General features: G+C 72.4%; 22 protein-coding genes. 11 read left to right on the forward strand and 11 right to left on the reverse strand.

The genetic code is table 11. The features are described from left to right. Window positions 1–42: 42 nt before the first annotated feature. The 3 genes from VSH64_RS48065 to map all read left to right on the forward strand — a co-directional run bounded on the left by VSH64_RS48065 (window position 43) and on the right by map (window position 3,684). Window positions 43–897: a GNAT family N-acetyltransferase gene (locus VSH64_RS48065; protein ID WP_326569410.1), complete on the forward strand. Its 855-nt coding sequence runs from the start codon at window positions 43–45 to the stop codon at window positions 895–897. Window positions 898–993: 96 nt separating this feature from the next. Further along, window positions 994–2,808: a penicillin-binding transpeptidase domain-containing protein gene (locus VSH64_RS48070; RefSeq protein ID WP_326569411.1), complete on the forward strand. Its 1,815-nt coding sequence runs from the start codon at window positions 994–996 to the stop codon at window positions 2,806–2,808. An 18-nt stretch (window positions 2,809–2,826) separates the two neighbouring features. Beyond that, window positions 2,827–3,684 (forward strand): type I methionyl aminopeptidase, encoded by an 858-nt coding sequence (gene map, locus VSH64_RS48075; protein WP_326569412.1) that lies wholly within the window; start codon window positions 2,827–2,829, stop codon window positions 3,682–3,684. Here the strand turns inward: map and VSH64_RS48080 are convergent. Both VSH64_RS48080 and VSH64_RS48085 read right to left on the reverse strand, forming a co-directional pair. Then, a complete protein-coding gene (locus VSH64_RS48080) occupies window positions 3,671–4,642 on the reverse strand; it encodes an SGNH/GDSL hydrolase family protein (RefSeq protein ID WP_326569413.1) in 972 nt (323 codons plus the stop codon). The genes map and VSH64_RS48080 overlap by 14 nt on opposite strands. 414 nt (window positions 4,643–5,056) lie before the next feature. Beyond that, window positions 5,057–5,746: a FadR/GntR family transcriptional regulator gene (locus tag VSH64_RS48085; RefSeq protein ID WP_326569414.1), complete on the reverse strand. Its 690-nt coding sequence runs from the start codon at window positions 5,744–5,746 to the stop codon at window positions 5,057–5,059. A gap of 49 nt (window positions 5,747–5,795) precedes the next feature. Here VSH64_RS48085 and VSH64_RS48090 point away from each other — a divergent pair, with 49 nt between their 5' ends. Beyond that, a complete protein-coding gene (locus VSH64_RS48090) occupies window positions 5,796–7,067 on the forward strand; it encodes a CynX/NimT family MFS transporter (protein ID WP_326569415.1) in 1,272 nt (423 codons plus the stop codon). 73 nt (window positions 7,068–7,140) lie between these two features. Here the strand turns inward: VSH64_RS48090 and VSH64_RS48095 are convergent, their stop codons facing one another. Together VSH64_RS48095 and VSH64_RS48100 are read right to left on the reverse strand one after the other, a co-directional pair. Next, window positions 7,141–8,535, reverse strand: a complete 1,395-nt coding sequence (locus VSH64_RS48095) for a mycothione reductase (RefSeq protein ID WP_326569416.1) — start codon at window positions 8,533–8,535, stop codon at window positions 7,141–7,143. A 75-nt stretch (window positions 8,536–8,610) separates the two neighbouring features. Beyond that, window positions 8,611–9,225, reverse strand: a complete 615-nt coding sequence (locus VSH64_RS48100; RefSeq protein ID WP_326569417.1) for a M15 family metallopeptidase — start codon at window positions 9,223–9,225, stop codon at window positions 8,611–8,613. A 399-nt stretch (window positions 9,226–9,624) separates the two neighbouring features. On the opposite strand from VSH64_RS48100, the gene VSH64_RS48105 reads away from it, so the two are divergent. Next, entirely contained in the window at window positions 9,625–10,443 is an 819-nt protein-coding gene (locus VSH64_RS48105; RefSeq protein WP_326569418.1) for a S1 family peptidase, read from the forward strand. A gap of 19 nt (window positions 10,444–10,462) precedes the next feature. Continuing rightward, on the forward strand, window positions 10,463–10,897 hold the full coding sequence (locus VSH64_RS48110) for a GNAT family N-acetyltransferase (RefSeq protein WP_326569419.1): 435 nt from the start codon (window positions 10,463–10,465) through the stop codon (window positions 10,895–10,897). Between the two features lie 245 nt (window positions 10,898–11,142). Here the strand turns inward: VSH64_RS48110 and VSH64_RS48115 are convergent, their stop codons facing one another. The 3 genes from VSH64_RS48115 to VSH64_RS48125 all read right to left on the reverse strand — a co-directional run bounded on the left by VSH64_RS48115 (window position 11,143) and on the right by VSH64_RS48125 (window position 15,279). Next, complete coding sequence (locus tag VSH64_RS48115; protein WP_326569420.1) at window positions 11,143–12,318, reverse strand: 8-amino-7-oxononanoate synthase; 1,176 nt, start codon at window positions 12,316–12,318, stop codon at window positions 11,143–11,145. A gap of 100 nt (window positions 12,319–12,418) precedes the next feature. Then, window positions 12,419–13,969, reverse strand: coding sequence for a DEAD/DEAH box helicase (locus tag VSH64_RS48120; RefSeq protein WP_326569421.1), 1,551 nt, complete (start codon window positions 13,967–13,969; stop codon window positions 12,419–12,421). Between the two features lie 362 nt (window positions 13,970–14,331). After that, window positions 14,332–15,279, reverse strand: a complete 948-nt coding sequence (locus VSH64_RS48125; protein WP_326569422.1) for a serine protein kinase RIO — start codon at window positions 15,277–15,279, stop codon at window positions 14,332–14,334. Window positions 15,280–15,493: 214 nt separating this feature from the next. Here VSH64_RS48125 and VSH64_RS48130 point away from each other — a divergent pair, with 214 nt between their 5' ends. After that, complete coding sequence (locus VSH64_RS48130) at window positions 15,494–17,056, forward strand: phytoene desaturase family protein (protein WP_326569423.1); 1,563 nt, start codon at window positions 15,494–15,496, stop codon at window positions 17,054–17,056. 4 nt (window positions 17,057–17,060) lie between these two features. Then, entirely contained in the window at window positions 17,061–18,149 is a 1,089-nt protein-coding gene (locus VSH64_RS48135; RefSeq protein ID WP_326569424.1) for an NAD(P)/FAD-dependent oxidoreductase, read from the forward strand. 4 nt (window positions 18,150–18,153) lie between these two features. On the opposite strand, the gene yaaA is transcribed toward VSH64_RS48135, so the two are convergent. After that, entirely contained in the window at window positions 18,154–18,900 is a 747-nt protein-coding gene (gene yaaA / locus VSH64_RS48140) for a peroxide stress protein YaaA (protein WP_326569425.1), read from the reverse strand. A gap of 54 nt (window positions 18,901–18,954) precedes the next feature. Between yaaA and VSH64_RS48145 the strand changes: the two genes are divergently transcribed. After that, entirely contained in the window at window positions 18,955–19,917 is a 963-nt protein-coding gene (locus VSH64_RS48145; RefSeq protein ID WP_326569426.1) for a GNAT family N-acetyltransferase, read from the forward strand. A 222-nt stretch (window positions 19,918–20,139) separates the two neighbouring features. Here the strand turns inward: VSH64_RS48145 and VSH64_RS48150 are convergent, their stop codons facing one another. Continuing rightward, window positions 20,140–21,033: a 2-hydroxyacid dehydrogenase gene (locus tag VSH64_RS48150; RefSeq protein ID WP_326569427.1), complete on the reverse strand. Its 894-nt coding sequence runs from the start codon at window positions 21,031–21,033 to the stop codon at window positions 20,140–20,142. A gap of 24 nt (window positions 21,034–21,057) precedes the next feature. Continuing rightward, window positions 21,058–21,414: a VOC family protein gene (locus VSH64_RS48155; RefSeq protein WP_326569428.1), complete on the reverse strand. Its 357-nt coding sequence runs from the start codon at window positions 21,412–21,414 to the stop codon at window positions 21,058–21,060. Window positions 21,415–21,552: 138 nt separating this feature from the next. Here VSH64_RS48155 and VSH64_RS48160 point away from each other — a divergent pair, with 138 nt between their 5' ends. Both VSH64_RS48160 and VSH64_RS48165 read left to right on the forward strand, forming a co-directional pair. Further along, on the forward strand, window positions 21,553–23,301 hold the full coding sequence (locus VSH64_RS48160) for a proline--tRNA ligase (protein ID WP_326569429.1): 1,749 nt from the start codon (window positions 21,553–21,555) through the stop codon (window positions 23,299–23,301). A gap of 12 nt (window positions 23,302–23,313) precedes the next feature. Beyond that, window positions 23,314–24,297 (forward strand): hypothetical protein, encoded by a 984-nt coding sequence (locus tag VSH64_RS48165; protein WP_326569430.1) that lies wholly within the window; start codon window positions 23,314–23,316, stop codon window positions 24,295–24,297. Here the strand turns inward: VSH64_RS48165 and VSH64_RS48170 are convergent. Then, window positions 24,237–26,351, reverse strand: coding sequence for a bifunctional lysylphosphatidylglycerol flippase/synthetase MprF (locus VSH64_RS48170; protein ID WP_326838230.1), 2,115 nt, complete (start codon window positions 26,349–26,351; stop codon window positions 24,237–24,239). The genes VSH64_RS48165 and VSH64_RS48170 overlap by 61 nt on opposite strands. Between the last annotated feature and the right edge of the window lie 119 nt (window positions 26,352–26,470).

Here is a 26,470-nt window from a genome sequence, read left to right on the forward strand (position 1 = left end):
CTTGCGTTCCGTTCATCCGCGTCATCTGGCACTCTGGACAGCGTGTTGCGGCTTGCAGGTGCACGGCTGCTCGACGATCGGGACTATCCGGCAGTGCGCGCCGCACTGGCCGCCGACCCGGTGAGCAGCTGCATGGTCAGCGCCAGGGTCGAGGCCGCGGGCCTCGACCCCTGGCGGCTCGGTGGCGAGCTCTGGGCCGCCGACGGGCGCCCGGGGCGGTCCACGCGCTTCCAAGGCCTGTGTTTCGCCGGGCCGAACCTGATTCCCTTGCGCGGCAACGCGTCGGCGTTGCGGTCGTTCGCGGATCGGGCGTTGCGGAGGCAGCGCACGTGCTCGTCGCTCGTCGGGCCGGCCGAGCAGGTGCTGGGGCTGTGGGACGAGCTGCAGAGCGAATGGGGCCCCGCGCGCGAGGTGCGCGGTGACCAGCCGCTGATGGCACTCGACGGAAACCCGCTGGTGAAAGCCGACCCGCGGGTGCGCGCGGTGCGGCCGGACGAGCTGGATCGGTACCTGCCCGCGGCCGTGGCGATGTTCATCGAAGAGGTGGGCGTCGACCCGCGCAGCGGAGACGGCGGGGCCAGCTACCGCGCCCGCGTGAGCGAGCTGATCGCGACCGGGCGCGCGTTCGCGCGGTTCGAGGACGGCGAGGTCGTGTTCAAGGCCGAGATCGGTGCGATGTCCGCGGGCGTCGGCCAGATCCAGGGCGTCTGGGTGCACCCGGAACGCCGCAGCGGGGGCCTCGGCACCGCCGGCACGGCCGCGGTCGTCAACCGGCTCGTGCACGGTCTCGGCCGCACCGCGAGCCTGTACGTGAACGCGTTCAACGCCCCCGCGCTCGCCGCCTACCGGCGCATCGGGTTCCAGCAGGTCGGCCAGTACGCCACCGTGTTGTTCTGAAGCCGTCGTGTTCTCAACCAGCGCCGAACCCGATTCGCCCTTCCGGGTCGGCGTTTCGACCCGGAACGCACCGGCCGGGCTGGTTCGATCCGACTCATGGCACCCGGTCGGGCACACCGAAAAGCAGCGGCCCTCACCGTCACCCTCCTCACCGTCCTGCCCCTGGCCGGCTGCGGACTCTTCTCCTCCGACGGCCCGGAAGACACCCTCGCCGCCTTCCTCACCGCCGTCGGCACCGGTGACGTCGCCGGCGCCGCCGCGCGCACCGACTCACCCGACGCTGCCAAAACGCTCCTCACCCAGGTCCGCACGGCGCTGAAACCCGAGTCGATCGACGCGACCGACGAATCCGTGAAGAAGTCCGGCGACACCGCCACCGGCGGCTACCGCCTCACCTGGCACCTGCCCAAGGGCCGCACCTGGACCTACACCTCCGACGCGCAGCTGCGCTCCACCGAGGACGGCTGGCAGGTCCACTGGCAGCCCACCGTCGTGCACCCGCAGCTCGCGCCGCAGCAGAGCATCGCGATCGAGGCCGACCCGGCCGAGCCCGCGCCCGTGCTCGACCGCGACGGGTTCCCGCTGCTGCGCCCGCAGACCGTGATCGGCGTGGTGGTGGACCCGGCGAAAACGGGCAACACCGGCGCCGTGGCGAGCAAGCTCGGCTCGGCGCTGCACCGCTTCGAGCCCACGGTCACCGGCCGCTCCGTGCTCGACGGCATCAAGGCCACCAAACCCGGCTCCGCCTACCCGGTGCTTTCCTTGCGCGACACCGACTACGAGCAGGTGAAGCCCACCATCTACGACCTGCCCGGCGTCCGCTTCACCAGCCAGGAACGCCTCCTGCCCGACAACCGCGACACCGGCCGCCAGATCCTGCCCGTTCTGCGCACCATGGTCGAGCAGCAGGCCGCGGGCGGCGCGGGCTGGCGCATCGTGTCGCTCGACGTCACCGGCAGCGAAGCCAGCGAGCTCTACGCCGTGGCCCCGAAGGCGCCGCCGGCCGTCACCAGCACGCTGAGCACGCACCTGCAGACCGCCGCCGAGCAGGCGCTGGCGCCCGTGAAGACCGCCGCCGCGCTCGTGGCGCTGCAGCCCTCGACGGGACAGCTGCTGGCCGTCGCGCAGAACGAGCCGGCCGACGAGCAGGGGCCGCTCGCGCTCACCGGCCGCTTCCCGCCGGGCTCCACGTTCAAGATCGTGACCGCCACGGCCGCGCTCGGCGCCGGGCGCGTGAAGGTCGACTCACCGGTGGCCTGCCCGGGCACGACCACGTTCGAAGGCCGCCTGGTGCCGAACGAAGGCCGCTTCGACCTGGGCACGGTGCCGCTGGCGAAGGCGTTCGCGCAGTCGTGCAACACCACGTTCGCCCAGCTCTCGGCCGGTCTGTCACCGACCGCGCTCACCGACGCGGCGCGCTCGCTCGGCATCGGCGCCGACTTCGTGATCCCCGGCCTCACCACCGTCACCGGCTCCGTGCCGCCGGCCGGCTCCGTGGTGCAGCGCGCGGAAAACGGCTTCGGACAGGGGACGGTGGTCACGAGCCCGTTCGGGATGGCGCTCGCGGCCGCGGCCGTGCAGTCGGGGAAGGTGCCCACGCCGTCGCTCGTGCGCGGGCAGCCGGGCAAGGTCACCGGCCTCGGCCCGGCGCCGCGACCGGAGGTGCTCGACGCCGTGCGCTCGATGATGCGCGACGTGGTGACCACCGGCACCGCCACCGGCCTGCGTGACCTGCCCGACGTGCGCGGCAAGACCGGCACGGCCCAGTTCGGCGACGGCACGCACTCCCACGGCTGGTTCGTCGGCTATCAGGGCGACCTGGCGTTCGCGGTGCTGCTCACCGACGCGGGGTCGTCGAAACCGGCCGTGGAAGCGGCTCACCGGTTCCTCGCGGGCGTGGCCGCGAAGTGACGTCGTAGTCTGGAGAGCATGTCCGTTCGTGCCCCGTTGAAGCCCGGCGTCCAGACCCCCCGCCGCGCCGTTCCCGCCGACATCGCCCGCCCCGAGTACGTCGACCGGCCGGCGCCGAAGCGGGACACCGGCAACGGTGTGCGCACCCCCGAGGTGATCGAGGCCATGCGCGTGGCTTCGCGGATCGCCGCGCAGGCGCTGGAAGAGGGCGGCAAGGCCGTGAAGCCCGGCGCCACCACCGACGACATCGACAACGTGGTGCACGAGTACCTGCTCGACCACCACGCCTACCCGTCGACGCTGGGCTACCGCAGCTTCCCGAAGTCCTGCTGCACCTCGCTCAACGAGGTGATCTGCCACGGCATCCCCGACTCGACCGTGATCGAGGACGGCGACATCTGCAACATCGACGTCACCGCCTTCATCGGGGCTGTCCACGGCGACTGCAACGCCACCTTCCTAGCCGGTGACGTCTCCGAGGAGGCGAAGCTGCTCGTCGAGCGCACGCGGGAAGCCACCGCGCGCGCCATCAAGGCCGTGCGGCCGGGCCGGCAGCTGAACGTGATCGGCCGCGTGATCGAGGCCTACGCCAAGCGCTTCGACTACGGCGTGGTCCGCGACTTCACCGGCCACGGTGTCGGCCCCGCGTTCCACACGGCGCCGACCGTGCTGCACTACGAGGAGCCCTCGGTGCACACGCTGATCGAGGAGGGCATGACCTTCACGATCGAGCCGATGATCACCCTCGGCACCATCGACTACGACGTGTGGGACGACAACTGGACCGTGACCACGAAGGACAAGAAGTGGACGGCCCAGTTCGAGCACACCCTCGTGGTCACGGCCGACGGCGCGGAGATCCTCACGCTCCCGTGAGGTGCGCCGCCTTCGCCAGCTGACGGGCATCGGCCGTGCTGCGCGGAGCCGGCGTCTTGAGGCTCTTCGCCGGCACGCCCAGTGCCTTCGCGATCAGGGCCGCTTCGGCTTTCATACCGGCGCGGAACGGGTGGTAGGCCACGGCTTCGAACAGGTTCGTGCTCTGGCCGTTGACCCACGCCTCGGCTCCGGCGCACGCGTCGTGGCCGAGACTGGGGCCGTAGGTGTCCACGTACTTCACGCCCTCGCTCGCGGCGGCACCGGCGATAGCGGCGTTGAGCTGCTGCTCGATGCCGTCGGCCCAGCGGTAGTCACCGTCGGCGAACGGGATCACGCTCGGGCACGTCCCCGTCGGCGGCACCAGCCGCGGGTAGCCGACGAGCACGATCGTCGCGGCGGGGGAGCGGTCCTTCACGCCTTTCACGACCTGCGCGACGTTGCGCCCGGTCGCTTGCACGGCGGTCGCCATGGTGTCCACGCCGTTCACCGTGTAGCGCTCCTGGCAGGGCGCGCCGGTGGGGTCCTGCGCGCGCAGCGTGGGGCAGGTGCCGGTGAGGTCGCCGAACACGCTGTCGTCGTTGCCGCCGATGCCGATGGTGACCAGGTCGGTGTCCGCGTGCAGCGCGTCGAACTGCGGCTCCTGCGTGGACAACGGAATGCTCGGCGACGGCGTGACCTGCGGCTGCGTCATGTTCGAGGTGTCTGCCGACGAACAGCTCACGTCCGTGAACGCGCCGGCCTCGTCGTAGATCCCGAGCCGCGTTGCGAGCCAGGACGGGTAGTTGTTGTTCGAGCGGAAACACCAGCTGGCCTGCTGCCACGGGATCAGCGGCCCGGCGGTGTACGAGTCGCCGAGCGACACGTACTTGGTGAACTTCGGAGTACTCGCGGTCGCGGCGGTGGCACCGGCCACCAGCCCGGCGATCACCAGCAGCACGACAAGGGGCGAACGGCGCACGAGGTGACCTCTTCGTCTTCGTCCGGGAGATGGTGATCGAACTCTCGCGCGTGGTGGAGGTGACCGCAACTTATCCGAGAGACTTTCACGTTCAAGTCTCCCGCGGGTGGGTGAGGCCGTTCATCGGGTGGCGTTGGTGGTCCAGGACGAACCCGGTCGCCTTCGGGACCGCGAGGCAAGACGGCGACCCGTGCCGCACAAGACGGAGCAGCGGTACCTCTCGCAACGCGGCCTGATCTTGAAGTGCCGCGCGCCGCTCGCGAAGCGGCCACAGGGGCAGGCGGGCACGGTGCTCGGCCGGCTGGTCGAGGCCCTGACCGCCGCGGTGATCCATGGTGGGGCCGGTGTCGACGGGCGCGGTTTTCGTCGGGTTCGGCGGCGTGGCCCGGTCGACCGCTGCGCGGGCCCGGCGGTTCAGTCCTTCGTTTTGCCGGTCTCCTCCGCCCGCGCCAGCAGCTCGTCCAGGAAGTCGCCCGCTTCGGCGCCCGCGCGGTCGGGGTCGCGGGCTTCGATGGCGTCGACGAGGCCGCGGTGCTTGATGACCTCGGCGTGGTCGGGGGCCTCGTAGGTGGCGGCGACGCTGGCGGTGATGGCCTCCATCAGGCCGCGGTAGAGCTCGAACAGCAGGCCGTTGTGTCCACATCGGACGATCTCGAGGTGGAACTCGGCGTCGGTGTGGGCGAAGTCTTCGACGCGGCCCTCGAGCTGCTCGCGGTCGCGGCGGTCGAGGAGTACGCGCAGGTGCGCGAGGTCCTCGTCGGTGCGGGCCGTGGCGGCGAGGCGGGCGCCTTCGACTTCCAGGGTGCGGCGGACCTGCAGGACCTCGCGCAGCTCCGTGCCGCACAGCCGGCGCAGGGCGCCGGAGACCTCGCTGGTGGCGCGCACGTACGTGCCGTCGCCCTGGCGGACCTCGAGGATGCCGGTGTGCGCGAGCGCGCGCACGGCCTCGCGCACGGTGTTGCGGCCGACGCCGAGCTGGGCGACCAGCGCCGGCTCGGTGGGGATGCGCTGTCCGACCGGCCATTCCCCCTGTGCGATCGCGTCGCGCAGCTGGTCGATGACCTGGTCGACCAGGCCCGCGCGCCGGGTGGTGGCGAGAGGCACAGGATTAATCCCTTCATCCAATCATCCTATGTATGCGATAGTAGCGGACGTGTCCGTCGATTCCTGGGATCCCACCCCACGCCCCGCGTCCTACTCCGATCGCCTGGAGCTCGAGCTCGAGGGCGCGCTCGAAGAGGAGACCGGCCGCGTGCGCCGGCCCGGGGTGATCGCCGGTGGTGCGCTGCTCGCCGTGGCCGTGGTGCTCACGGCGCTGAACCTGCGCCCGGCCATCACGAGCGTCGGCCCGCTGCTCGCGGAGATGCGCGGCGGCCTCGGTGCGTCGGCGATCTGGGCGAGCGTGCTCACCACGTTGCCGGGCCTGTGTTTCGCCGGCGCGGGCATGCTGGCGCCCCTGCTGTCGCGCCGGATCGGCATCGGCTCGGCGATCGGGTTCGCCCTGGCGGTGCTCACGGCCGGGCTGGTGCTGCGGGTGGTCGACGGCCCGTTCGTGGTCCTCGGCGGCACCCTCGTCGCGACGGCCGGCATCGCCCTGATCAACGTCCTCATCCCCGTGGTGATCAAGGATTCCTTCCCGGCGCGCGTCGGCATGATGACCGGCGTCTACACGGCCGCGCTGCAAGGCGGCGGCGCGGCCGGTTCCGCCGCGAGCCCCCCGCTGGAGACGGCGCTGGGCGGCTGGCGCGAGTCGCTCGGCTCGTGGGCGGTGCTCGGCGCGATCGCGCTGGTGGTGTGGTTCATCGCCGTGCGGGGCACCGGCCGCGCCCCGAAGCCCATGGCGGCCGGCGCCGGCGGCCGGTCGCTCCTGCGCAGCCCGCTCGCCTGGATCGTCACGATCTTCTTCGGGCTGCAGGCGTTCATCGCCTACGTGGTCATGGGCTGGCTGCCGCAGGTGTTCATCGACTCCGGCGTGAGCAAGGGCGACGCGGGCCTGCTGCTCGGCCTGATCTCCGTGATCGCCGTGCCGATCAGCCTCGTGATCCCGCCGGTGGCCGCCCGCCAGGGCACGCAGAGCTGGTGGATCGTCGGCATGGGCCTGTGCGGCCTCGCCGGGATGGCCGGCCTGCTGATCGCGCCGAGCGCCTCGCCGCTGCTCTGGAGTGTGCTCGTCGGCATCGGCATGAGCGTGTTCTCGCTCGCCCTCACCGTGATCGCCCTGCGCGCCCGCTCCGGCGCCGACACCGCCCGCCTCTCCGGCATGGCCCAGGGCTACGGCTACCTCCTGGCCGCCGTCGGCCCCTTCGTGTTCGGCCTCCTCCACGACGCAACCGGCAGCTGGACCGTGTCGCTGATCGTCCTCATGGCCGTGACGTGCGCGCAGATGTTCTTCGGGTTCCTGGCGGGCCGGGCCCGGTACGTCTGAGCCGCGTTCGTACTCATGAGAAAGGCCGCCCTGCTCGACCATCGAGCGGGGCGGCCTTTTCCGTGGGTACCCGTCAGTCCAGTGGCAGGTTCAGCAGCGCGTTCTCGATCAGCTCCGGCATCGCCGGGTGGATCCAGTACTGGCCGCGCGCCAGGGCGCGGGCGTCAACGCCGAAGCTCATGCCCTGGATGAGCGGCTGGATCACCGAGGACGCCTGCGGGCCGATGATGTGGGCGCCGAGGAGCTGGCCGGTGGCCGGGTCGGCGAGCAGCTTCGCGAAGCCGGTCGTGTCTTCCATCGCCCAGCCGTACGCGATGCCGGCGTAGTCCTGTTTGGACACGACGTAGGACACGCCCTGGGCGCGCGCGTCCTGCTCGGTCAGGCCGACGGAGGCGATCTGCGGCGAGGAGAAGATCGCGTGCGGCACGAAGCGGTGGTCGGCCTCCATGCGGTCGTCCGGGTGGAGCAGGTTGTGTTGCACCACACGGCTTTCGTGGTTCGCGACGTGCTTGAGCTCGTACGGCGAGGAGATGTCGCCGAGTGCGTAGATGCCCGGCACCACCGTCTCCTGGTGCGCGTCGACGACCACGTGGCCGCTGGGCTTCGTGGTGACGCCGGTGGCGGCGACGTCGAGCAGATCGGAGTTGGGCCGGCGGCCGATGGCGACCAGGATGAGGTCGGTCTCGAGCGTCTCGGCGCCTTGCGGGCCTTCGAGTTCGAGCACGGCCGTGTCACCTTCGCGGCGCGCGCTCACGACCTTGCGGTCACGGCGCAGGTCGAAGCGCTCCGCGGCCAGCTCGGTGAAGCGGGCGCTCACGTCTTCGTCCTCGCCGCGCACCATCGCGCCCGAGCGCAGGACCACGGTCACGTCCACGCCGAACGACGCGAACACGTGCGCGAACTCCGCCGCGATGTAGCCGCCGCCGAGGATGGTGATGCGGCGGGGCAGGGCGTCGAGCCGCATGATCGAGTCGGAGGTGTGGTAACCGGTCTCTTCGAGGCCGGGAATGTCCGGCACCACCGGTCGCCCGCCGGCGGCGAGCACGAAGCGGTCGGCCGTGAGGACCTCGTCGGGCCGGCCGTCGGAGAAGCTGACGCGCAGCTCCTTCATCCCGGTGAAGCGGCCTTCGCCTTGGTAGACGTCGACGTTCTTGTTGTCCTCGTGGTTCTTGCGGTACTCCGCGCCGCCCGCGGCGATCGGGTCGATGCGGCCGAAGACGCGGTCGCGGATCTCGGGCCAGCGCACGCCGTTGAGCTCTTCGTCCACGCCGAGGCGCGAGCTGTGCGAAGGCGTCGCGGCCACATCGGCGGCGTAGACGAACATCTTGGTCGGGATGCAGCCCACGTTGAGGCACGTGCCGCCGAACGTCCCCTTTTCGACGATCGCCGTCTTCAGGTCGGCGAAGCGCGGGTCGAGGATCGAGTTCCCCGATCCGGTCCCGACGATCACCAGGTCGTAGTGCGGCACAGTCTTCCTCCGAAAGCCGTAGAACGAGCGTTCCCAGCCTAGTCAACCGAAGCCCGCGACGCGGTGTTCCCGTGATCAGTGCCCGGTGGCTGTGAAGTGCATCCGGTCGACCGGCGAGGTCCACGCCCCGCCCCAGCTCCAGCCTACGGCGGCGAAGTCCCGCACGACCGGTCCGCCCGCCACCACCATGCCCGGCCGCACCCGTGAACGGTCCAGGTACGCCGACGCCAGTTCCGGCAGCACGAGCGGTCCCTTCGTGTACGGGTTGCAGAACGGGTTCACGTCCACCGCCAGCCCGTAGGCGTGGGCCGACCAATTGGTCTCACCGCGCACCGGGCGGCAGACGAAGGCGCTCGTGTCGTTGCCGTCGCCGGTGGGCGCCGCGTCGAGCTCCGCGGGCGAGGTCACGCGCATCTCCTCGATCGGGAACCGCGCGGCGAAGAGTTTGCCGAACACCGTGACGAGCGCCTGCGCGCCGGAGCGGTTCACGAGCAGCTCGCCGGTGTGGGCGCGGCCGTCGAAGCCCCAGAACGAGAGCGTGACGTACCGCATGTCCGTCGACTTCACCGGGCACGCGGCCTGCCAGGTGCTGCGCGCGAGCACGTCGGCGGGCACCGCGGAGATCTTCGAGGCGAACACGTTTCCTTCCGGCGGCGGCAGGAAATCGCGCGTCGGCAGCGAACGGTTCACCAGTTCGGGTGGAGTCGGGAGGATCTGGCCGAAGCCGTCGGACCGCAGGGGGAGCGGGTGTGCACCCACCTGCCAGGTGACGGGCGGCGCGCTCGTCGCTGTCCGGGTTGTCGGGAGTGCCGCGCTCGTCCGGCTCGTCGCGCTCGGTGAGGGTGGTCGAGGCGCCGCGGGAGGGGCCGGCGTGCTGCAGCCGACCAGCAGGAACGCCATCAGGGTGCCGGCCGCCGCCGTCGCTCTCCGTCGCATGGGACCAGCAAATCAAACGCGCTCCGTGAGCGCTCAGTCCACCCGTTCCAGTGACACCATTTCGGGCCTGCTCCGTTTAGGGTAATCGCGGCTGCTTGTTCACGCGCCGCGATCTTCGTGTCCTTCGCTCACTGTCGTTGATTGGGGAATCCCATGCCCGCCAAGTTCCGCCGTCCGCTCCTTCTCGCGGCCGGGGCCCTGCTCGTGGCCGCGGTGACGGTGCCGATCGCGGTCAGCACGGCGTCGGCGCAGGACACCCCGCCCTCGGGTGCGCAGCCGCGGATCGTCGGCGGCGACGAGGCGACGCTGGCCGACCACCCGTACGCGGTGTACCTCGCCGACCAGAGCGGCAACCAGTTCTGCGGCGCGGTGATCGTGAGCTCCACCGCGGTCGCCACGGCCGCGCACTGCGCCGCGGCGCTGCCGAGCAACAACGTGCGCGTGGTCGCGGGCCGGCAGGACAAGCGCACGAGTGACGGCGTGGTGCTCACCGTGGCGCGCGAGTGGGTCGCGCCGGGCTTCTCCGACCCGACGAAGGGCGACGACATCGCCGTGCTGACCGTGCGCGGCCAGCTGCCGTACCGGCCGGCGCGGGTCGCGTCCACGAGCGACCGCGCGGCCTACGACACCGGCACGCAGGCCACCGTGCTCGGCTGGGGCCGCGTCGCCGACGGCGGCGACCGCTCCGACTACCTGCGCAGCGCCGTGGTGCCGCTCGTCAGCGACACCACCTGCAAGACCGCGTACGACACGTATGACCCGGCGAGCATGGTCTGCGCCGGCTACCCGGACGGCGGCATCGACGCCTGCCAGGGCGACTCCGGCGGCCCCCTCGTGGTCGGCGACACCCTCATCGGCGTCGTCTCCTTCGGCGACGGCTGCGCGAAGGCCGGCAAGCCCGGCGTGTACACCCGCGTGTCCGCTTTCGCCGACGACATCGCTGCCCAGTCCCAGGAGCGGATCCTCGGCTGAGCTGTGTTAAGCAGGGCGGGTGCTCGAAGCCACTGGCCCTGACCTCACCGCCGCCCAGCTCTACGCCATCCTCCGCCTGCGCGGCGAGGTGTTCGTCGTGGAGCAGGAGTGCGTGTACGCCGACATCGACGGCCGCGACCTCCTCCCGACCACCCGGCACCTGTGGCTGGCCGACCCCGCCGGCGGCGTCACCGCGTACCTGCGCGTGCTCGCCGACCCGGACGGGGTCTCCCGCATCGGCCGCGTCGTCACGGCGGCCTCGGCGCGCGGCCAGGGCCTGGCGGCGTCGCTGATGGAAGCCGCGCTGGCCGACGCCCCGGGCGAGTTCGTCCTCGACTCCCAGACCTACGCCCAGAGCCTCTACGCCCGCTTCGGCTTCGTGGCCGAAGGCGACGAATTCCTGGACGACGGGATCCCGCACATCACGATGCGCCGAGCGGCCGGGAAGAGTTAGTCCTTACGAGGAGCCGAGAACCCGGCTGGGGTAGCTGGGCTGCGCTGCGCTGCCGAGAGCAACGAAGCTCTCGGCGCCAAGGCCGCGGCGTGGCGGGGCGTCCTCGCGTGCCGCTGGCCGGGTTCGAGGCGTCCGCCGTCGAGCGAGTTGCGAGCCGAGCCACGCCCTCGGCGCCAAGGCCGTGGCATGGCAATGGCGCGCACTCGCGCGCCGTGCCCGCTCGACCGAGAACCAGCCGCTGAGAACTACGCAGCCGCGCCGCGCGGAGCCGTCGAAGTGATCACCTTCACCGCGCGCTCCACGTTCGCCTCCGTGAGGTCCGCGCGGACCGTGATGCGCAGGCGGGAGATGCCGTCCGGTACGGACGGCGGGCGGAAGCAGCCGACGCGCACGCCCTGGTCCGCGCAGGACTCGGCCCACGCCACGGCGGCCTCGGCGGACGGGGCCTGGACCGAGATCACCGCGGCGTCCGGGATGCTGGCGCGCAGGCCGGCGGCCTTGAGCTGCATGGCGATGTTCCCGGCGTTGTCCGTGACGCGGGTGGGCAGCTCGGGGTCGGCCTTCAGCACGTTCAGGGCCGTGAGCGCGGCGGCGGCGCTGGCCGGCGCGAGGGCCGTGTCGAAGATGAAGCTGCGGGCCGTGTCCACCAGGTGCTTGATCACGCGCCGGGGGCCGACGACGGCGCCGCCCTGGGCGCCGAGGGACTTCGACAGGGTCAGGGTGGTCACCACGTCCGGCGAGGCGGACAGGCCGGCCGCGTGGACGGCGCCGCGGCCGCCTTCGCCGAGGACGCCGAATCCGTGGGCGTCGTCGACGAGCAGGGCGGCGCCGGCGGCGCGGCAGATGCGGGCGAGCTCGTCCAGGGGTGCGAGGTCGCCGTCGACGGAGAAGACCGAGTCCGTGACCACGAGCGCGCGTGGTTTGCGGCGGGTGGAGAGGGCGTGCTCGATCGCCGACGGCGTCGCGTGGGCCACGGCCGCCACGTCGGCGCGCGAGAGGCGGCAGCCTTCGATGAGCGACGCGTGGATGTACTTGTCCGTGACGATCGCCGACTCGGCGCCGGACAACGCCGTGACCGCGCCGAGGTTGGCCGCGAAGCCCGAGGAGAACACCAGGGCAGCCTGGGCGCCGCAGAAGCGCGCGAGCTCGAGTTCCAGCTCCGCGTGCAGCTCCGTCGAGCCGGTGACGAGCCGGGAGCCGGTGGCGCCCGCGCCCCAGCGCATGGCGGCGGCCGCGGCGGCGCCGACCACACGCTTGTCGCGGGCCAGGCCGAGGTAGTCGTTGCCGGCGAGGTCGAGCTCGTCCGCCTGCGCGGGCCGCGCCCGCAGCCGCCGCACCAGACCCGCGTCCGCCCGCTTCCCGGCTTCGGTGTCGAGCCAGTCGAAGACGTTCTCGGGCGGCAGCTGCGGGATGGCGTTCACGTCCCGCAGTGTCCCACCCGCGCCCGACCGGAAACCGTGGGCCCTGCCACACAACGAAAAAGGCCCCGCCGAAGCGGGGCCTTTTCGTCGAACGGAGAAATCAGCTGTCGTAACCACGACGCTGCGGACGACCCGGACGCTGCGGGCGACCCGCACCGTTGCCGGACCCGGAGCCCGACCGCGGCTGACGACCGCGGCCGCCGAAGCTCGGGCGGCCTTCGCGCGAACCGTAACCGCGGTCGCGGTTCTCGCCGTAGCCACCGCGCTCACCGCGCTCGCGGCCACCGCCGAAGCCACGGCCACCGCTGCGACGCGGCGACTCGCGCCGACGCTCGATCACCGGCTCGCCGCTCGGCTCCTGCGCACCCGTGATGCGCGAGAGCTCCGCGTCGCCCGGACGGACCACCGTGGTCTCGGCGCGCACGCCGGCCCGGTCGGTCATCCGGCGGACGGTGCGCTTCTGGTCGTGCGTGACCAGCGTGACCACGACACCGGACGCACCGGCGCGCGCCGTGCGGCCCGCGCGGTGCAGGTAGTCCTTGTGGTCCGCGGCCGGGTCCACGTGCAGCACCAGCGAGATGTCGTCCACGTGGATGCCGCGGGCGGCGACGTCGGTGGCGACCAGCACCGGGGTGTGGCCTTCCTTGAAGTCGGCCAGCACGCGGTTGCGCTGCCCCTGGGTCTTGCCGCCGTGCAGCGCCGCCGCGTGCACACCCTGCTCACGCAGCCGCTCGGTGAGGCGGTCGACGTGGTGCTTGGTGCGCACGAACATGATCGTGCGGCCCTCGCGGGCACCGATCTGCGTGACGATGTCCTGCTTGTCCTGGTGCGACACCTGGAGCACGTGGTGGTCCATGGTGTCCACGCTCGCGGTCGACGGCGCGACCGAGTGCGTGACCGGGTCGGTCAGGTACTGCTTCACGAGCTTGTTGACGTCACCGTCGAGCGTCGCGGAGAACAGCAGCCGCTGCCCGCCCGGAGGGGTGAGGTCGAGGATCTCGCGAACCTGCGGCATGAAGCCCATGTCGGCCATCTGGTCGGCCTCGTCGAGCGCGATGAAGTTGCAGTCGCCCAGCGACGCCGTGCCCTGGCGGACGTGGTCCGACAGGCGGCCCGGGGTGGCGATGAGCAGGTCGACGCCACGCGAAAGCGCGTCGGCCTGACGGGTGAAGGCCATGCCGCCCACGGCCGTGCGGCACCAGAGGCCGAGCGACTTGGCGAGCGGGGTCAGCGAGTCGGCCACCTGCATGGCCAGCTCGCGGGTCGGCACGAGCACGAGCGCGCGGGGGCGCTTCGGGCGGGCCTTGCCGCCGTTGAGCCGGGCCAGGATGGCCAGGCCGAACGCCAGCGTCTTGCCCGAACCGGTCTGGGCGCGGCCCAGCACGTCGCGCCCGGCGAGCGCGTCGGGGATCGTGGCCGACTGGATCGGGAACGGCGAGTCGATGCCCGCCTCACGCAGCGCCTGCAGCAGCTCTTCGGGAAGACCGAGCTGCGCGAAGGTCTTGGTGGCCACCGTCTCGACCGTGTCGTCGCGCAGGAAGTCCTCACGGGCGGGACGCTGGCGCGGCTTGCGGTCATGACGGTCACCGCGCGAAGGCCCCGAGGAGTGGGACGACGCGGCGGAATGGCCGGAATTGAACGTGACTGTCACTTATGCCTCTCGGACGTGGCACGTCGCAAGGAGGCCCGGGCTGCCCGCTCGCAGGCAGGGCAAGATGGTGTGCAATGGGCGTTCACAGGGACGGACCCGGCGCGCTCAGGAGTTACCACCATCGTGCGCCGATGGAAATGCTTCGGATTTCACCGCGAGCCCGTCAGTGGGCTTTGGAGGCGACGGACACCAACTCATCCACGCCGCCGGTTGCGGTCTGTGTTCACTGTACCGGAGTGAGGCCTTCTGCTTCGCACCCAGGTGTCCGGTTGTGGGCGGCGTCGCAGCAGTGTCCTGCGCCACAGCCGAATGGCGCAGTGTAAAAGACCCGCTGCGACGTCACCCACAGTACGCGCGCCGGCTCAGCCCAGCCCCGCGGCGAAGGCCAGGTCACCCACGAGGTCGTCGACGTCCGCGACGCGTTCCGGCAGGCCACGGGCCCGGAACCAGTCCGCGAGGTTGCGCACGTCACGCTCCAGGAACTCGCGCCCGCGCGGGTTCGCCACGAGGTCGACCACCTGGGGCAGGTCGATCACCATCAGGTGCCCTTCGTGCACCAGCAGGTTGTACGCCGACAGGTCGCCGTGCACGAGCCCCTGCGTGGCGAGCAGCTCCAGCGCCGACACCGCCTGCTCCCACAGGTCGGCCAGCTCGTCGGGTTCCGGGCGCAGCTGCGCGAGCCGCGGCGCGGCTGTGCCGTCGGGTTCGCCGAGGAACTCCAGCAGCAGCTCGGTCCCGTGGCGCTGCACGGGGTAGGGCACGGGCGCGCCGATCGTCCACAAGCGACTCAGCGCCGCGAACTCCGCCACCGCCCACTGCTCGGCGATCAGGTTGCGCCCGAACGAGGTGCGGCCCGCCATGGCCCGCATCTCGCGGGAGCGCCGCATGCGCCGGCCTTCGAGGTAACCGGCGTCGCGGTGGAACAGCCGGTGCTCGTCGCTGCGGTAGCGCTTGGCGGCCAGCAGCACCCCGTCCTCGCCCGGCATCGTGCGGCGCAGGAGGTGCACGTCGGCCTCCTTGCCGGTCTTGAGCACGCCGAGGTCGGTGTCGACCGCGGCGAGCTCCGTCAGCACCCAGTCGGGCCTCGGATGCGGGCCTTGTTCGGCGTCGCCCCAGGTGCTCCAGCGGTCGGCGCCGTCGGGCAGGTCGGTTTCGGTGTAGGCGTCGTCGCGCGCCTGGGCGAGACGCACGCGCTCGCTCTCGGTGAGCCGGCCGCGGCGGGTCGGTTCGGGTTCGTCCGTGAAGCGCCGGCCACGACGGGGACGCTCGAAATCGGACGCGTGAAGGTCTTCGTACTCGTGCTCGCGCACTGGTGGGTTCTCCTCGATCGGGGTGCCCCACCGGGCGAGCGCGAAGGCTCTAGCCGCGAGGGGCGAACGGAAGTGGGCAGGTGAGCGCCCGGACATTCGCCATGACGTACCTCCTTCACTTCCGTCGGCCACCGGCACCCCGCCGGTTCGCGAGCAGCATGCCGGGACGTGCGGGGGTCGCGCAACCGAATTACCGACCCCTAGCCTCGATGCCATGAACGGTGGCGGGAAACACGACGCGGTGATCGTGGGCGGGGGCCACAACGGCCTGGTCGCGGCGGCCTACCTGGCCCGGGCCGGGTGCTCGGTGCTGGTGCTGGAGCGGCGCGGGGAGATCGGCGGCGCGGCGGTGTCGTTCCGCGCGTTCGACGGCGTCGACGTGCGGCTGTCGCGCTACTCCTACCTGGTCAGCCTGCTGCCGCGGAAGATCGCGGCGGAGCTGGGCCTGAACGTGGAGCTGCGCCGGCGCCGGATGTCGTCCTACACGCCCTCCGGCGACACGGGTCTCCTTGTCGACACGGGCGACGACACCCGCACGGCCGAGTCCTTCCGCACCGTCACCGGGTCCACAAAGGACTTCGCCGCGTGGCGCGAGTTCTACGCACGGGCGGGCCGGGTGGCGGCGGCGACGTTCGACTCGCTCACCGAACCGCTGCCCAGCCGCGAAAACCTCAAGGCACGCCTCGGCGACGACGAGGCGTGGGCGACGGTGTTCGAACGGCCGCTCGCCGAAACCCTCACCGGGCTGTTCGACGACGACACCGTGCGCGGCGTGGTGCTCACCGACGCGCTCATCGGCACCTTCGCCCGCGCCGGCGACGAGGACCTGCGCCAGAACCGCTGCCTGCTCTACCACCTGATCGGCAACGGCACCGGCGACTGGGACGTGCCCGTGGGCGGCATGGGTGCCGTGACCGGGGCGCTCGCCGACGCCGCCCGCGCGGCCGGGGCCACGCTCGTGACCGGCGCCGAGGTGCACTCGATGACGCCGGACGGCGAGGTGCGCTACTCGCTCGACGGCGCCGAACACCTGGCCGTGGGCGAGCACGTGCTGGCCAACGTCGCGCCCGACACGCTCGCCCGGCTGCTCGGCGAGGCGCCCGGGCCGCGGCCGGAAGGCGCGCAGCTCAAGGTGAACATGGTGCTCTCGCGCCTGCCCCGCCTGCGGGACGCGTCGGTGGACCCGCGCGACGCGTTCGGCGGCACCTTCCACGTGAACGAGACGTTTTCGCAGCTCGAAACGGCGTACGCGGAGGCCGCCGCGGGCAAGATCCCGTCGCTGCCGCCGTGCGAGATCTACTGCCATTCGCTCACCGACCCGTCGATCCTCGGCCCGGCCGAGCGCGCGGCCGGCGTGCAGACGCTCACGTTGTTCGGCCTGCACATGCCGGCGCGGCTGTTCGAGGCCGACAACGAGCGGGCGCGCGCCGAGGCCCTGCGCGCCACGATCGCCGCGCTGGACAGCGTGCTCGCCGAGCCGATCGAGAGCTGCCTGCTGCGCGACGCGGCCGGCAACCCGTGCGTGGAGGCGAAGACGCCGCTGGACCTGGAGGCCGAGCTCGGGCTGCCGCGCGGGCACATCTTCCACCGCGACCTGTCCTGGCCGTACGCGTCGGAACCCGGCGAGGTCGGGAAATGGGGGGTCGAGACCGAGCACGACCGCGTGCTGCTGTGTGGCGCCGGTGCCGTGCGAGGCGGTGGCGTGAGCGGCATTCCCGGGCACAACGCGGCGATGGCCGTGCTCGCTCGACGGCGCGGCGAAGTGCGGGCAGGGTGAAGACATGCGCGTGATCGTGATCGGCGGCGGGATCGCCGGGGCCGCCACGGCCTACCACCTCGTGACCAGCGGAGCCGACGTCGTGGTGGTGGACGGCGGGCTGCCCGGCGTCGCCACGGAGGCGGGCGCGGGCATCGTGAGCCCTTGGACTTCGCGGTGGGACAACGCGATCTACCCGCTCGCGGCCGCCGCCGGGGCGTACTACCCGGAGCTGGCGGCGGCGCTGCGCGAGCAGGGGCAGGAGTCGTCGTTCGAGGTCGTGGGCGGGATGGTCGTCTCCTCGGCCGCGGCCGAGCTGGACGAGGCGTACGAGCGGCTCGCGGAGCGGATCGTCGACGCGCCCGAGGCCGGTGAAGTGCGGCGGCTCGATCCCGCGCAGGCCAGGGAGCTGTTCCCGCCGCTGGCGCCCGAGCTGTCGGCGGTGCACCTGTCGGGTGCGGGCCGGGTGGACGGGCGCGTGATGCGGGCGGCGCTGATCGCCGCCGCGGAGCAGCGGGGCGCGCGGTTCGTGCCGGCGGAGGCCGAGTTGCTGCCCGGATCCCGCGTGCGCGCGGGCGAGGAGGAGCTGACCGGTGACGCCGTGGTGCTCGCGGCGGGTGCGTGGTCGGCGGCGCTGGCCGAACCCCTCGGCGTGCCGGTGCCGGTGGCGCCGCAGCGCGGCCAGATCAGCCACTTCGACGTGCCGGACACCGACACCTCGGCGTGGCCCGTGGTGCTGCCGCGCTCGAGCCACTACCTGCTGTCGTTCGCGGGCGGACGCGTGGTCGCCGGGGCGACACGCGAGACGGACTCGGGGTTCGACTACCGCGTGACGGCCGCGGGTCAGCGCGAGGTGCTGGACCAGGCGCTGGCCGTCGCCCCGGGGCTGGCCACCGCGACGCTCGCCGAGACCCGCGTCGGCTTCCGGCCCGCGACGCCGGACACGCTGCCGCTGCTGGGCCAGGCCGCGCCGGGGCTGTTCCTGGCCACGGGTTTCGGCCCGGCGGGGCTCACGTTGGCGCCGTACGCGGGGAAGCTGATGGCCGCGCTCGTGCTGGGCGAAGACCTGCCGGCGGATCTGCTCACGGCGTGCTCGCCTTCGCGGTTTTCCTGACGGCTCAGTCGTCCGTGAGCAGTTCCAGCGCGTGGTCGCCGGTGCGTTCCACGGTGAGGCCGGCCTTGGTGATCACCGTGACCAGTTCGTCCACTGTGGACGGTTCGGCGCGGGTGGTCGCGAGCACGGCGGCGAGCCGGCCCTTGTAGGCCTTGTTGAAGTGGCTCACGGTGGTGCGGTTGCCGTTCGCGTCCTCCGTGACCACCTTCACGGTCACCGCGCCGGGGCGCAGCTTCGCGAACGCCGAGTACGTGCCCGAGCGCAGGTCGACGATCAGTCCCTCGATGTCCTGCAGCACCGGTTCCAGCGCGGGCTTCCACAGGCTGCGCACCGTGCCGAGCGCGGGCACGCTGTTGCCGCCGGACAGGCGGTACGCGGGGATCGGGTCGGTGGCCGAGACCACGCCGAACAGCGACGACGTGACGGCCAGCCTGCGGTGCGCCTTCTCCAGACCGGCACGCGTGAAGCTACCGACGTCGAGGGCGTCGTAGAGCACGCCGGTGTAGCGGCGCAGGGCGGGCAGCGTCGGCGAGGTCCAGAGGCTCGCGTTGCGCGCGACCTCGTGGCTCTGGCGCTCGGAGATGCCGAGGGCGGCCAGGCTCGCGGGGACGTCCCGGGCGAGCTCGACGAGCGCGTCGGCGAGCTTGGCGCGCACGGGGTTGAGCTCGGGGAAGGACAGCGCGTCGAGATCGAGCGGCGCGCCCTTGCCGCCGTCGGCCTTCGTCTCGGAAGGGGGGAGGAGCACCAGCACACGTCGAGGGTAATCGGGGTGCGCCGCCCGTCACCGCGCGCCTACGCTGATCGCATGCAGCTCACCTGGCGCCCGCTCACCCTCGGCGACGCCGAGCGGCTGGCGGCCGTGTTCGCCGCCGCCGAGGAGGTGGACCGCACCGGCGAGCACTACACCGCCGCCGACCTGCGCGAGGAGATGCAGGGGCCCGACCTCGACCTCGCGCTCGCCAGCACCGGCGGCTGGGCCGGCGACCGCCTGGTGAGCTACGGCGCCATCCGCCGCCGCGACGCCGCCGACCCGGTGCACATGCCCCGCGTCGAAGCCGTGACGCACCCCGATTTCCGCACGCCCGAGGTCGCCGCGCACCTCACCACGTGGTTCCTCGACGCGGGCAAACGCGTCCACGCGCGGACGTTCCCCGACGCACCTCTCGAGTTGCACGCCGGCGCGCACGAACACGAGCATTGGTACCTCGATGCCCTGGCCCAGGCGGGCTTCCGCCGCGCTCGCACGTTTGTGGAGATGCGCGCGGACCTGCGGTCCTTGCCGCCCGCTCGGCCCCTGTCGGACGAGTACTCGCTGGTCGCCTTCGACCCGCGCTACGACGACCTCACCCGCATCGCCCGCAACGCCGCCTTCTCCGGCCACTGGGGCAGCGCCGAACTCTCGCCCGAAGCCTGGCGCCACCGCATCACCGGCGCCAAGGACTTCCGCGGCGACCTGTCCTTCCTGCTGCTCACCCCGGCCCACGACGAGGTCGTCGCGTTCGTCCTGGGCGCCTTCCACCCGGCCGACTTCGCGGGCACCGGCGTGCGCGAGCTCTACGTCGACTACGTCGGCACCCTCTCCGCCCTGCGCGGCCGCGGCGTCGCGACGGCCCTGCTGGGCCACACCCTGGCGCACGCGCGGGACGCGGGGTTCGAGCGTTCGGCGCTGTCGGTGGACACGGACAACGCGCACAGCGCGGTGGGGATCTACGAGCGGTGCGGGTACGAGGTGGCGGACACGTACTTCGGGTACGTCCTGCCGATCTGATCTTTCACCCGACTGCTCTTGTTCGACTGAGTTCACTCGATCAGGCGGCGCCGCTCCTCGGTGATGGTGCTCCCGCCTGTTCGGTGACGAACCCGCCCGGCAGCCCGGCTCGGCGCGGGAGCTGCCAGGTCGCGTGTAGCAGCGCGCTGTCGCCTCTGCCGCCACCTGCTTCGGCGGTGCGGAGGCGAGTGGTTCCTTGCTGACCACCTCACTCGGTCGCGCTCACTCGACCAGGTTCAGCAGCGTTTCCCCGGCGACGAACCGCCGCACCTGCTCCGCCACAAGCCGCTTCGCGCGCGGATAGAACGACGCCGACCCACCCGCGACATGCGGGGTGATGACCACGCCGGGAACCCTCCACAGTGGATGGTCGGCGGGCAGCGGCTCGGGGTCGACCACATCGAGGGCGGCGCGCAGGCGGCCGGTGCGGGTTTCGGCGAGCAGCGCGGCCGTGTCGATGGCCGAGCCGCGGCCGACGTTCACCACGAGGGCGTGGTCGGGGAGCAGGGCCAGTTCGTCGGTGGCGAGGAGGCCCTTCGTGGCCGGCGTCTCGGGCAGGATGAGCACCACGATGTCGGCCGTGGGCAGGAGCGTGGGCAGGTCGGTGATCGCGTGCACACCGTCGCGGGCGTGGCTCGCGACGCGGGTGACCACGGCTTCGGCCGCCAGGAGCTGCCGCTCGATGGCGTGGCCGATGGAGCCGTAGCCGACGAGGAGCACGCGGCTGTCCGCGAGTGAGCGGGTGTGCTCGCGCGACCACGAGCCGGTGGCCTGCTGGGTGAACCACCGCGGCAGGTCGCGCTGCGAGGCGTGGATCAGGGCCAGCGCGTGCTCGGCCACGCTCAGGTCGTGCAGCCCCCGGCCGTTGGCCAGCGCGACGCCCGCGGGCACCAGTGGCACCAGCGCCTCGACCCCGGCCGAGAGCGCCTGCACCGCGCGCAGCGCCGGCAGTCGGCCGATCAGCTTCGGCGGCTCGCCGCCGGCGTCGTAGGGCAGCACGTAGAACTCCACGCCCGAGAGATCGTCGCCGGGCAGGGTCACGCCGTCGTAGTACGCGGCGGCGAGGCCTTCGGGCAGCTCGATGTCGGTCCAGGGCAGGAGAACGCGTGCGGTCATGCCCTCAACCTAGGGGCGGTCGGCTCAGTGCGCCCCGGCTTGCGCGACGCAGAACACGTTGCCCTCCGGGTCGGCCAGCACCGTCCACTCGATCCCCGGCTGCGCGTGCCGCTCCTGCTCCGCGGCGCCGAGGCCGACCAGGCGCCGCACCTCCGCCTCGCGGTCGGGGGCCGAGAAGTCGATGTGCACCCGATTCTTGCCGTTGCGCGGCTCGGGCACCTGCTGGAACGCCAGCGCGGGCCCACCGCCGCCGGGCCGGGCGAGCATGACGAACGGCCCGTAGTCCGCTTCCACCGCGACACCGAGCGCCCGCGTCCAGAAGTCCGCGAGGACCCGGGGGTCGGCGCAGTCGATGGTGATCATGCCCAGTTCGAGTGCCATGCCCGGCACGCTAGCGGGGGCCACCGACAAAAACCGGACCACGCGATAACCGGGTGGAATCCCCGGACGGCGGTTGACTACGCTGAGTCGGCCGAACCCGTGCTCAACGTCTCAGCTTCTCAGCGCAGGGAGTCCCCAGTGATCACCAGGATGTCGTCGTTGTTCCTCCGCACCCTGCGCGAGGACCCGGCGGACGCCGAGGTACCCAGCCACCGGCTGCTGGTACGCGCCGGCTACGTCCGCCGGGTCGCCCCGGGTGGTTACTCGTGGTTGCCGCTCGGGCTGCGCGTGCTGCGCAAGATCGAGCAGGTCGTGCGCGAGGAGATGAACGCGATCGGCGCGCAGGAGATCCAGTTCCCCGCGCTGCTGCCGCGCGAGCCGTACGAGATCACCGGTCGCTGGACGGAGTACGGCGACGGCCTGTTCCGCCTCAAGGACCGCAAGGGTGCCGACTACCTGCTGGGCCCCACGCACGAGGAGCTCTTCGCGCTCACCGTGAAGGGCGAGTTCAGCTCGTACAAGGACTACCCGGTCACGCTCTACCAGATCCAGACCAAGTACCGCGACGAAGCGCGCCCCCGCGCGGGCATCCTGCGCGGCCGTGAGTTCGTGATGAAGGACTCCTACTCCTTCGACCTCGACGACGAGGGCCTGGAGCGCTCGTACCAGGCCCACCGCGCCGCCTACACCAGCCTCTTCGACCGCCTCGGCCTCGAGTACGTGGTGGTCGCCGCCACGTCGGGCGCCATGGGCGGCTCGGCGTCGGAGGAGTTCCTCGCCGTCGCCGAGACGGGTGAGGACACCTACGTGCGCAGCACGGAGTCCGGTTACGCCGCCAACGTCGAAGCCGTGATCACGCCCGCGCCGCCGGCGCGCGAAATCGAGGGCCTGCCCGCCGCGCAGGTGCACCCCACCCCGAACACGCCGACCATCGAGTCGCTCGTGGCGTTCTTCAACGCCGCCGGCCTCGGCCGCGAGTTCACCGCGGCCGACACGCTGAAGAACGTGCTGCTGAAGGTCCGCCAGCCGGGCACCAAGGAGTGGGAGCTGCTGGGCATCGGCCTGCCGGGCGACCGCGAGGTGGACATGAAGCGCCTCGAAGCGGCGCTCGAGCCCGCCGAGGTCGAGCTGCTGGAGGAAGCGGACTTCAGGAAGAACCCGTTCCTCGTGAAGGGGTACATCGGCCCGAAGGCGCTGAAGGACAACGGTGTGCGCTACCTGGTCGACCCGCGGGTGGTCACCGGCACCGCTTGGCTGACCGGCGCCGACCGGGACGGGCACCACGTGCTCGACCTCGTGGCCGGCCGCGACTTCACCCCCGACGGCACGATCGAGGCCGCCGAGGTCCGCGAGGGCGACGCCTCGCCCGACGGCCAGGGCACCCTCGTCGCCGCGCGCGGCATCGAGATCGGCCACATCTTCCAGCTGGGCCGCAAGTACACCGACGCCTTCGAGGTCGACGCCCTCGGCCCCGACTCGAAGCCCATCCGCATCACGATGGGTTCCTACGGCGTCGGCGTCTCGCGCCTGGTCGCCGTGCTCGCCGAGCAGAACCACGACAAGGACGGCCTCGTGTGGCCGCGTGAGGTCTCGCCGTACGACGTGCACGTGGTCGTGGCGGGCAAGGACGAGAGCATCGCCGCGGGTGCGGAGAAGCTCGTCGCGGAGCTCGACGCCGCCGGTGTCGAGGTGTTGTTCGACGACCGCAAGGCCACCCCGGGCGTGAAGTTCGCCGACGCGGAGCTGGTGGGCGTGCCCACGATCCTCGTGGTCGGGCGCGGCCTGGCCAACGGCGTGGTCGAGGTCAAGGACCGCCGCACCGGCGACCGCGAGGAGATCCCGGTCGAGTCGGTCGTCGGTCACCTGGTCAAGCTCGTCCGCTCCTGACGGCGCGCCCGCGTGGGGCTCTTCGGCCGCGGTGAGCAGGACAGCGGCACCGGCGGCTACGAGGACAACGCCGCCTTGCCCGGCGTCGGCGGGTACCAGCCCGCCGACGCCTCGGCCACACCCTGGTCGTCGGCAGGGATGCCCGAGGCCGGGGGATACACCGACGATCCCGCCGGCACTGGCACCGGCACTGGTACCGCGCCGCGCGCGGAGCCGAAACGCATCCGGCCGGCGGGCCGGCCGCCGTCTCGGCTGAAAGGGCGGCCGTCGCGGGCGCTCTGGATCCTCGTGGCACTGATGGCGCTCGGCGTGGCGCTCACGAACTTCTTCGGCGCCGGCCGCCACCACGCGGCGAGCCCCGGCCCGGTCACGCCGAGCCGCGGGCCGCTCACCTACCAGCCCGAGCCGCGGGTCGTGGTGCCCGCGGTGGTCGCCGGCTGGTCGTCGGTCGCCTCGCGCGGCGGCGTCCTCGCCTACGACGTGCCACCCACCTGGACCCCCGAACCCGGCACCGTCCACGGCTGGGACGGCACCGCGACCTCACCCGGCATCACGCTCACCACCAGCGCTTCCACCGGCCGCGGCTACTGCGGCAGCGACAGCAGCCACGGCGGAGCCGGCCTCACCACGGAAGACCTCGGCGACGCCGAAGCCGCCGCGCGCAAGGCCGTCGGTGACCTCATCGGCAGTGCCTACGCCGCGGGCGCGAAGGTCACGTACGCGCCGGCGCAGGACGCGACCGTGCACCTGGAGACCTCGACCCAGCCCGCGCGCGTGGTGCTCGCCGACGTGACGCAGGGCGGCGCCGACGCGTGCACGCAGAAACACGTCACCGTCGGCGCGATCGCCCTCGCCGCCCCGGCCCAGTCCGTGGTGCTGGTCGCGTACACCGACGACACCACCAGCCGCGCCGACCTCCTCCGGCTCTTGCAGAGCTACCGCGGAGTGCCGGCCGCCGACCGGTCCACGACCACCCCGCCGCCCACCACACGCTGACGCCGCAACGCCAGCTTCGCGAAATCCTTCAGCCCCGCGCCCTGCAGGTACGCGCGCCCGAGCGCGAGGCCGATGCGCGGCAGATCGGCTTCGTCGCGGTAGGCCAGGTACAGCGGTTCGCGCCGCGGCTGGAACTTCGCCTTGAACGCGTGCAGCGAACGGAACCCGTAGTACGGCTCCATCAGCGCCCCCACCTTGTCGAGCACCCGCTCGATCGCGCCCGCCGGGCCGCCCGCGCGGCTGCGCACAAGCGGCGCGCCCGAAAGCGACACGAACCGCGCGCCCTCTTCCCGCAACGCCAGGCACGCCGACGCGATCAGGAACTCCATCACCGGCCGGAACCCCCCGGGGCGGCGGCGCATCACGTCGAGCGTCCAGCCGCCGACGGTGCCCGCGCCCGTGTGCACCGGCAGCCACGACGTGATCCCCTGCACCGTGCCCGCCGCGTCGATCGCGAGCCCCACGCGTGTCGCCGGGTCCATCGCTTCGGCCACCCCGCCGAGCGTGAACCCCATTTCCGGCAGGCCTTTCTCGCCGATCCACTCCTGCGACAGCGCGCGCACCTGCTCGCGCACCGCGGCCGGCTCGTCGGCCAGGCGCACCAGCCGGAACTCGATGCCGTCCTTGCGGGCCTTGTTCAACGCCGAGCGCACGTCCTGCCAGGCCTTGCCGCGGAACGCGAGGTCGTCGAGGTCCACCAGCGTGTCTTCGGCGACCTGCACGTGCTGCCAGCCCAGCTCACCCGTCACCGCGGTGGTGGCGCTCGTCGCGGAGAACACACACGGCACCAGGCCGGAGTTCTCGCACATCTCCCGGAACCCGTCGAGCACGCGCGCCGCCGAGCCGTCCGGGGCCACCGGGTCGCCGAGCGCGATCGCGACCCCCGCGTGGCGCTGGTAGGCGAGGTAGGACGCGCCGTCGGAAGCCACGAAGTACGCGTTCTGCGGCCAGGTGGTCATCCACGAGATCGAGCTGCCTCCGTTGCGCCCCAGCAGAAGCCGCGCGTAGCGCGCGTCCGGGCCGGCGTGGGCCAGCCGGCGCCGGCGCCGGCGCGACGGCACGCGGAACGCCCCGCTCGCCGCGACCAGCAGCACCAGCTCGACCGTCCACAAGAGATTGTCCACGAAGAACAACGACAGGCCGTGGTCGTCGAAGTCGGCGCGCAACAGCTTCGCCATGGCCACCACTCCGGCCACCACGAGCACCTGCGACAAGGCGAACAGGCACAACCCCACGGCCCAGCGCCACGCGACGCGCGAGCCGCGGCGCAGGCCGTTGAGCATCGGCACCACGACCACGCACAGCAGCAGGATCTCCGGCGCCGACAGGGAAACCGCGTCGGACGGGCCGAACGGGCCGTCGCCCGGTACGAGCCACATCACCACTTCCGCGACCGTGAGCAGCACCAGACCCGCGCACGCGAGCAGCCGCCACTCGCGCACGGTCGGGCGCACCGGCTCGGCCGCGCGCGCCCGGCCCGCGAGCCGGTGGCCGAGCGGCAACGCCAGCGCCAGCGCGAAGAAGTGCACGAGATCTGCGAGCGTGCCCACGTACACGATGGCGACTCCGGCGTACACGCACAACCCGGCCCGCAGCCGCAGCCGCCACGGCGAGCGCAAGGTCGCGCTGGCCACCGCGATGGCCACCAGCGTGCCGCCGGAGAAGCCGACGTCGAGCGTGGTGGCGATGTGCGCGGCCCAGGTCCAGCCGGAATGCCGGCACAGCAGCAGGAACTGGATCGCCGCGGCGGCCGAGACCAGCTGCCCGCCCACGGTCACCGCGATCGTGCGGCGCGTGCCGAGCTGCCACTCCGCGAACCCGGTCAGGAGCGCGAAGGTGCCGGCCATCGGCAGGTAGAACAGCGGCCGCAGCGCGAAAAACGGGCCGGTGGCCAGCGTCCACCAGCGGCCGTGTTCCAGCGAGGGCAGGCCGTAGGCGTAGTAGGCGAACGACGGCTGGTGCTCGGCCGCCTGCCACAGCGTGCCGCTCGCGACCCCGGCCAGGAGGATCGCGAGCACGACGGTGGTAGTGAACGGAAGCCGGTGCCACAGCACGGCGAACCGTCCGCGCGTCGGCCGTCCGGCCGTCCGCCCGCGTCCCCCCGTACCGGTTCGGAGGGACGTGGTCCCCGCCGCCGGCGATGCGGTCGTCATGATCCGAGTCTTGCGGCTCG

The organism is Amycolatopsis rhabdoformis (assembly GCF_035918295.1).
Classification (GTDB): Bacteria; Actinomycetota; Actinomycetes; order Mycobacteriales; family Pseudonocardiaceae; genus Amycolatopsis; species Amycolatopsis rhabdoformis.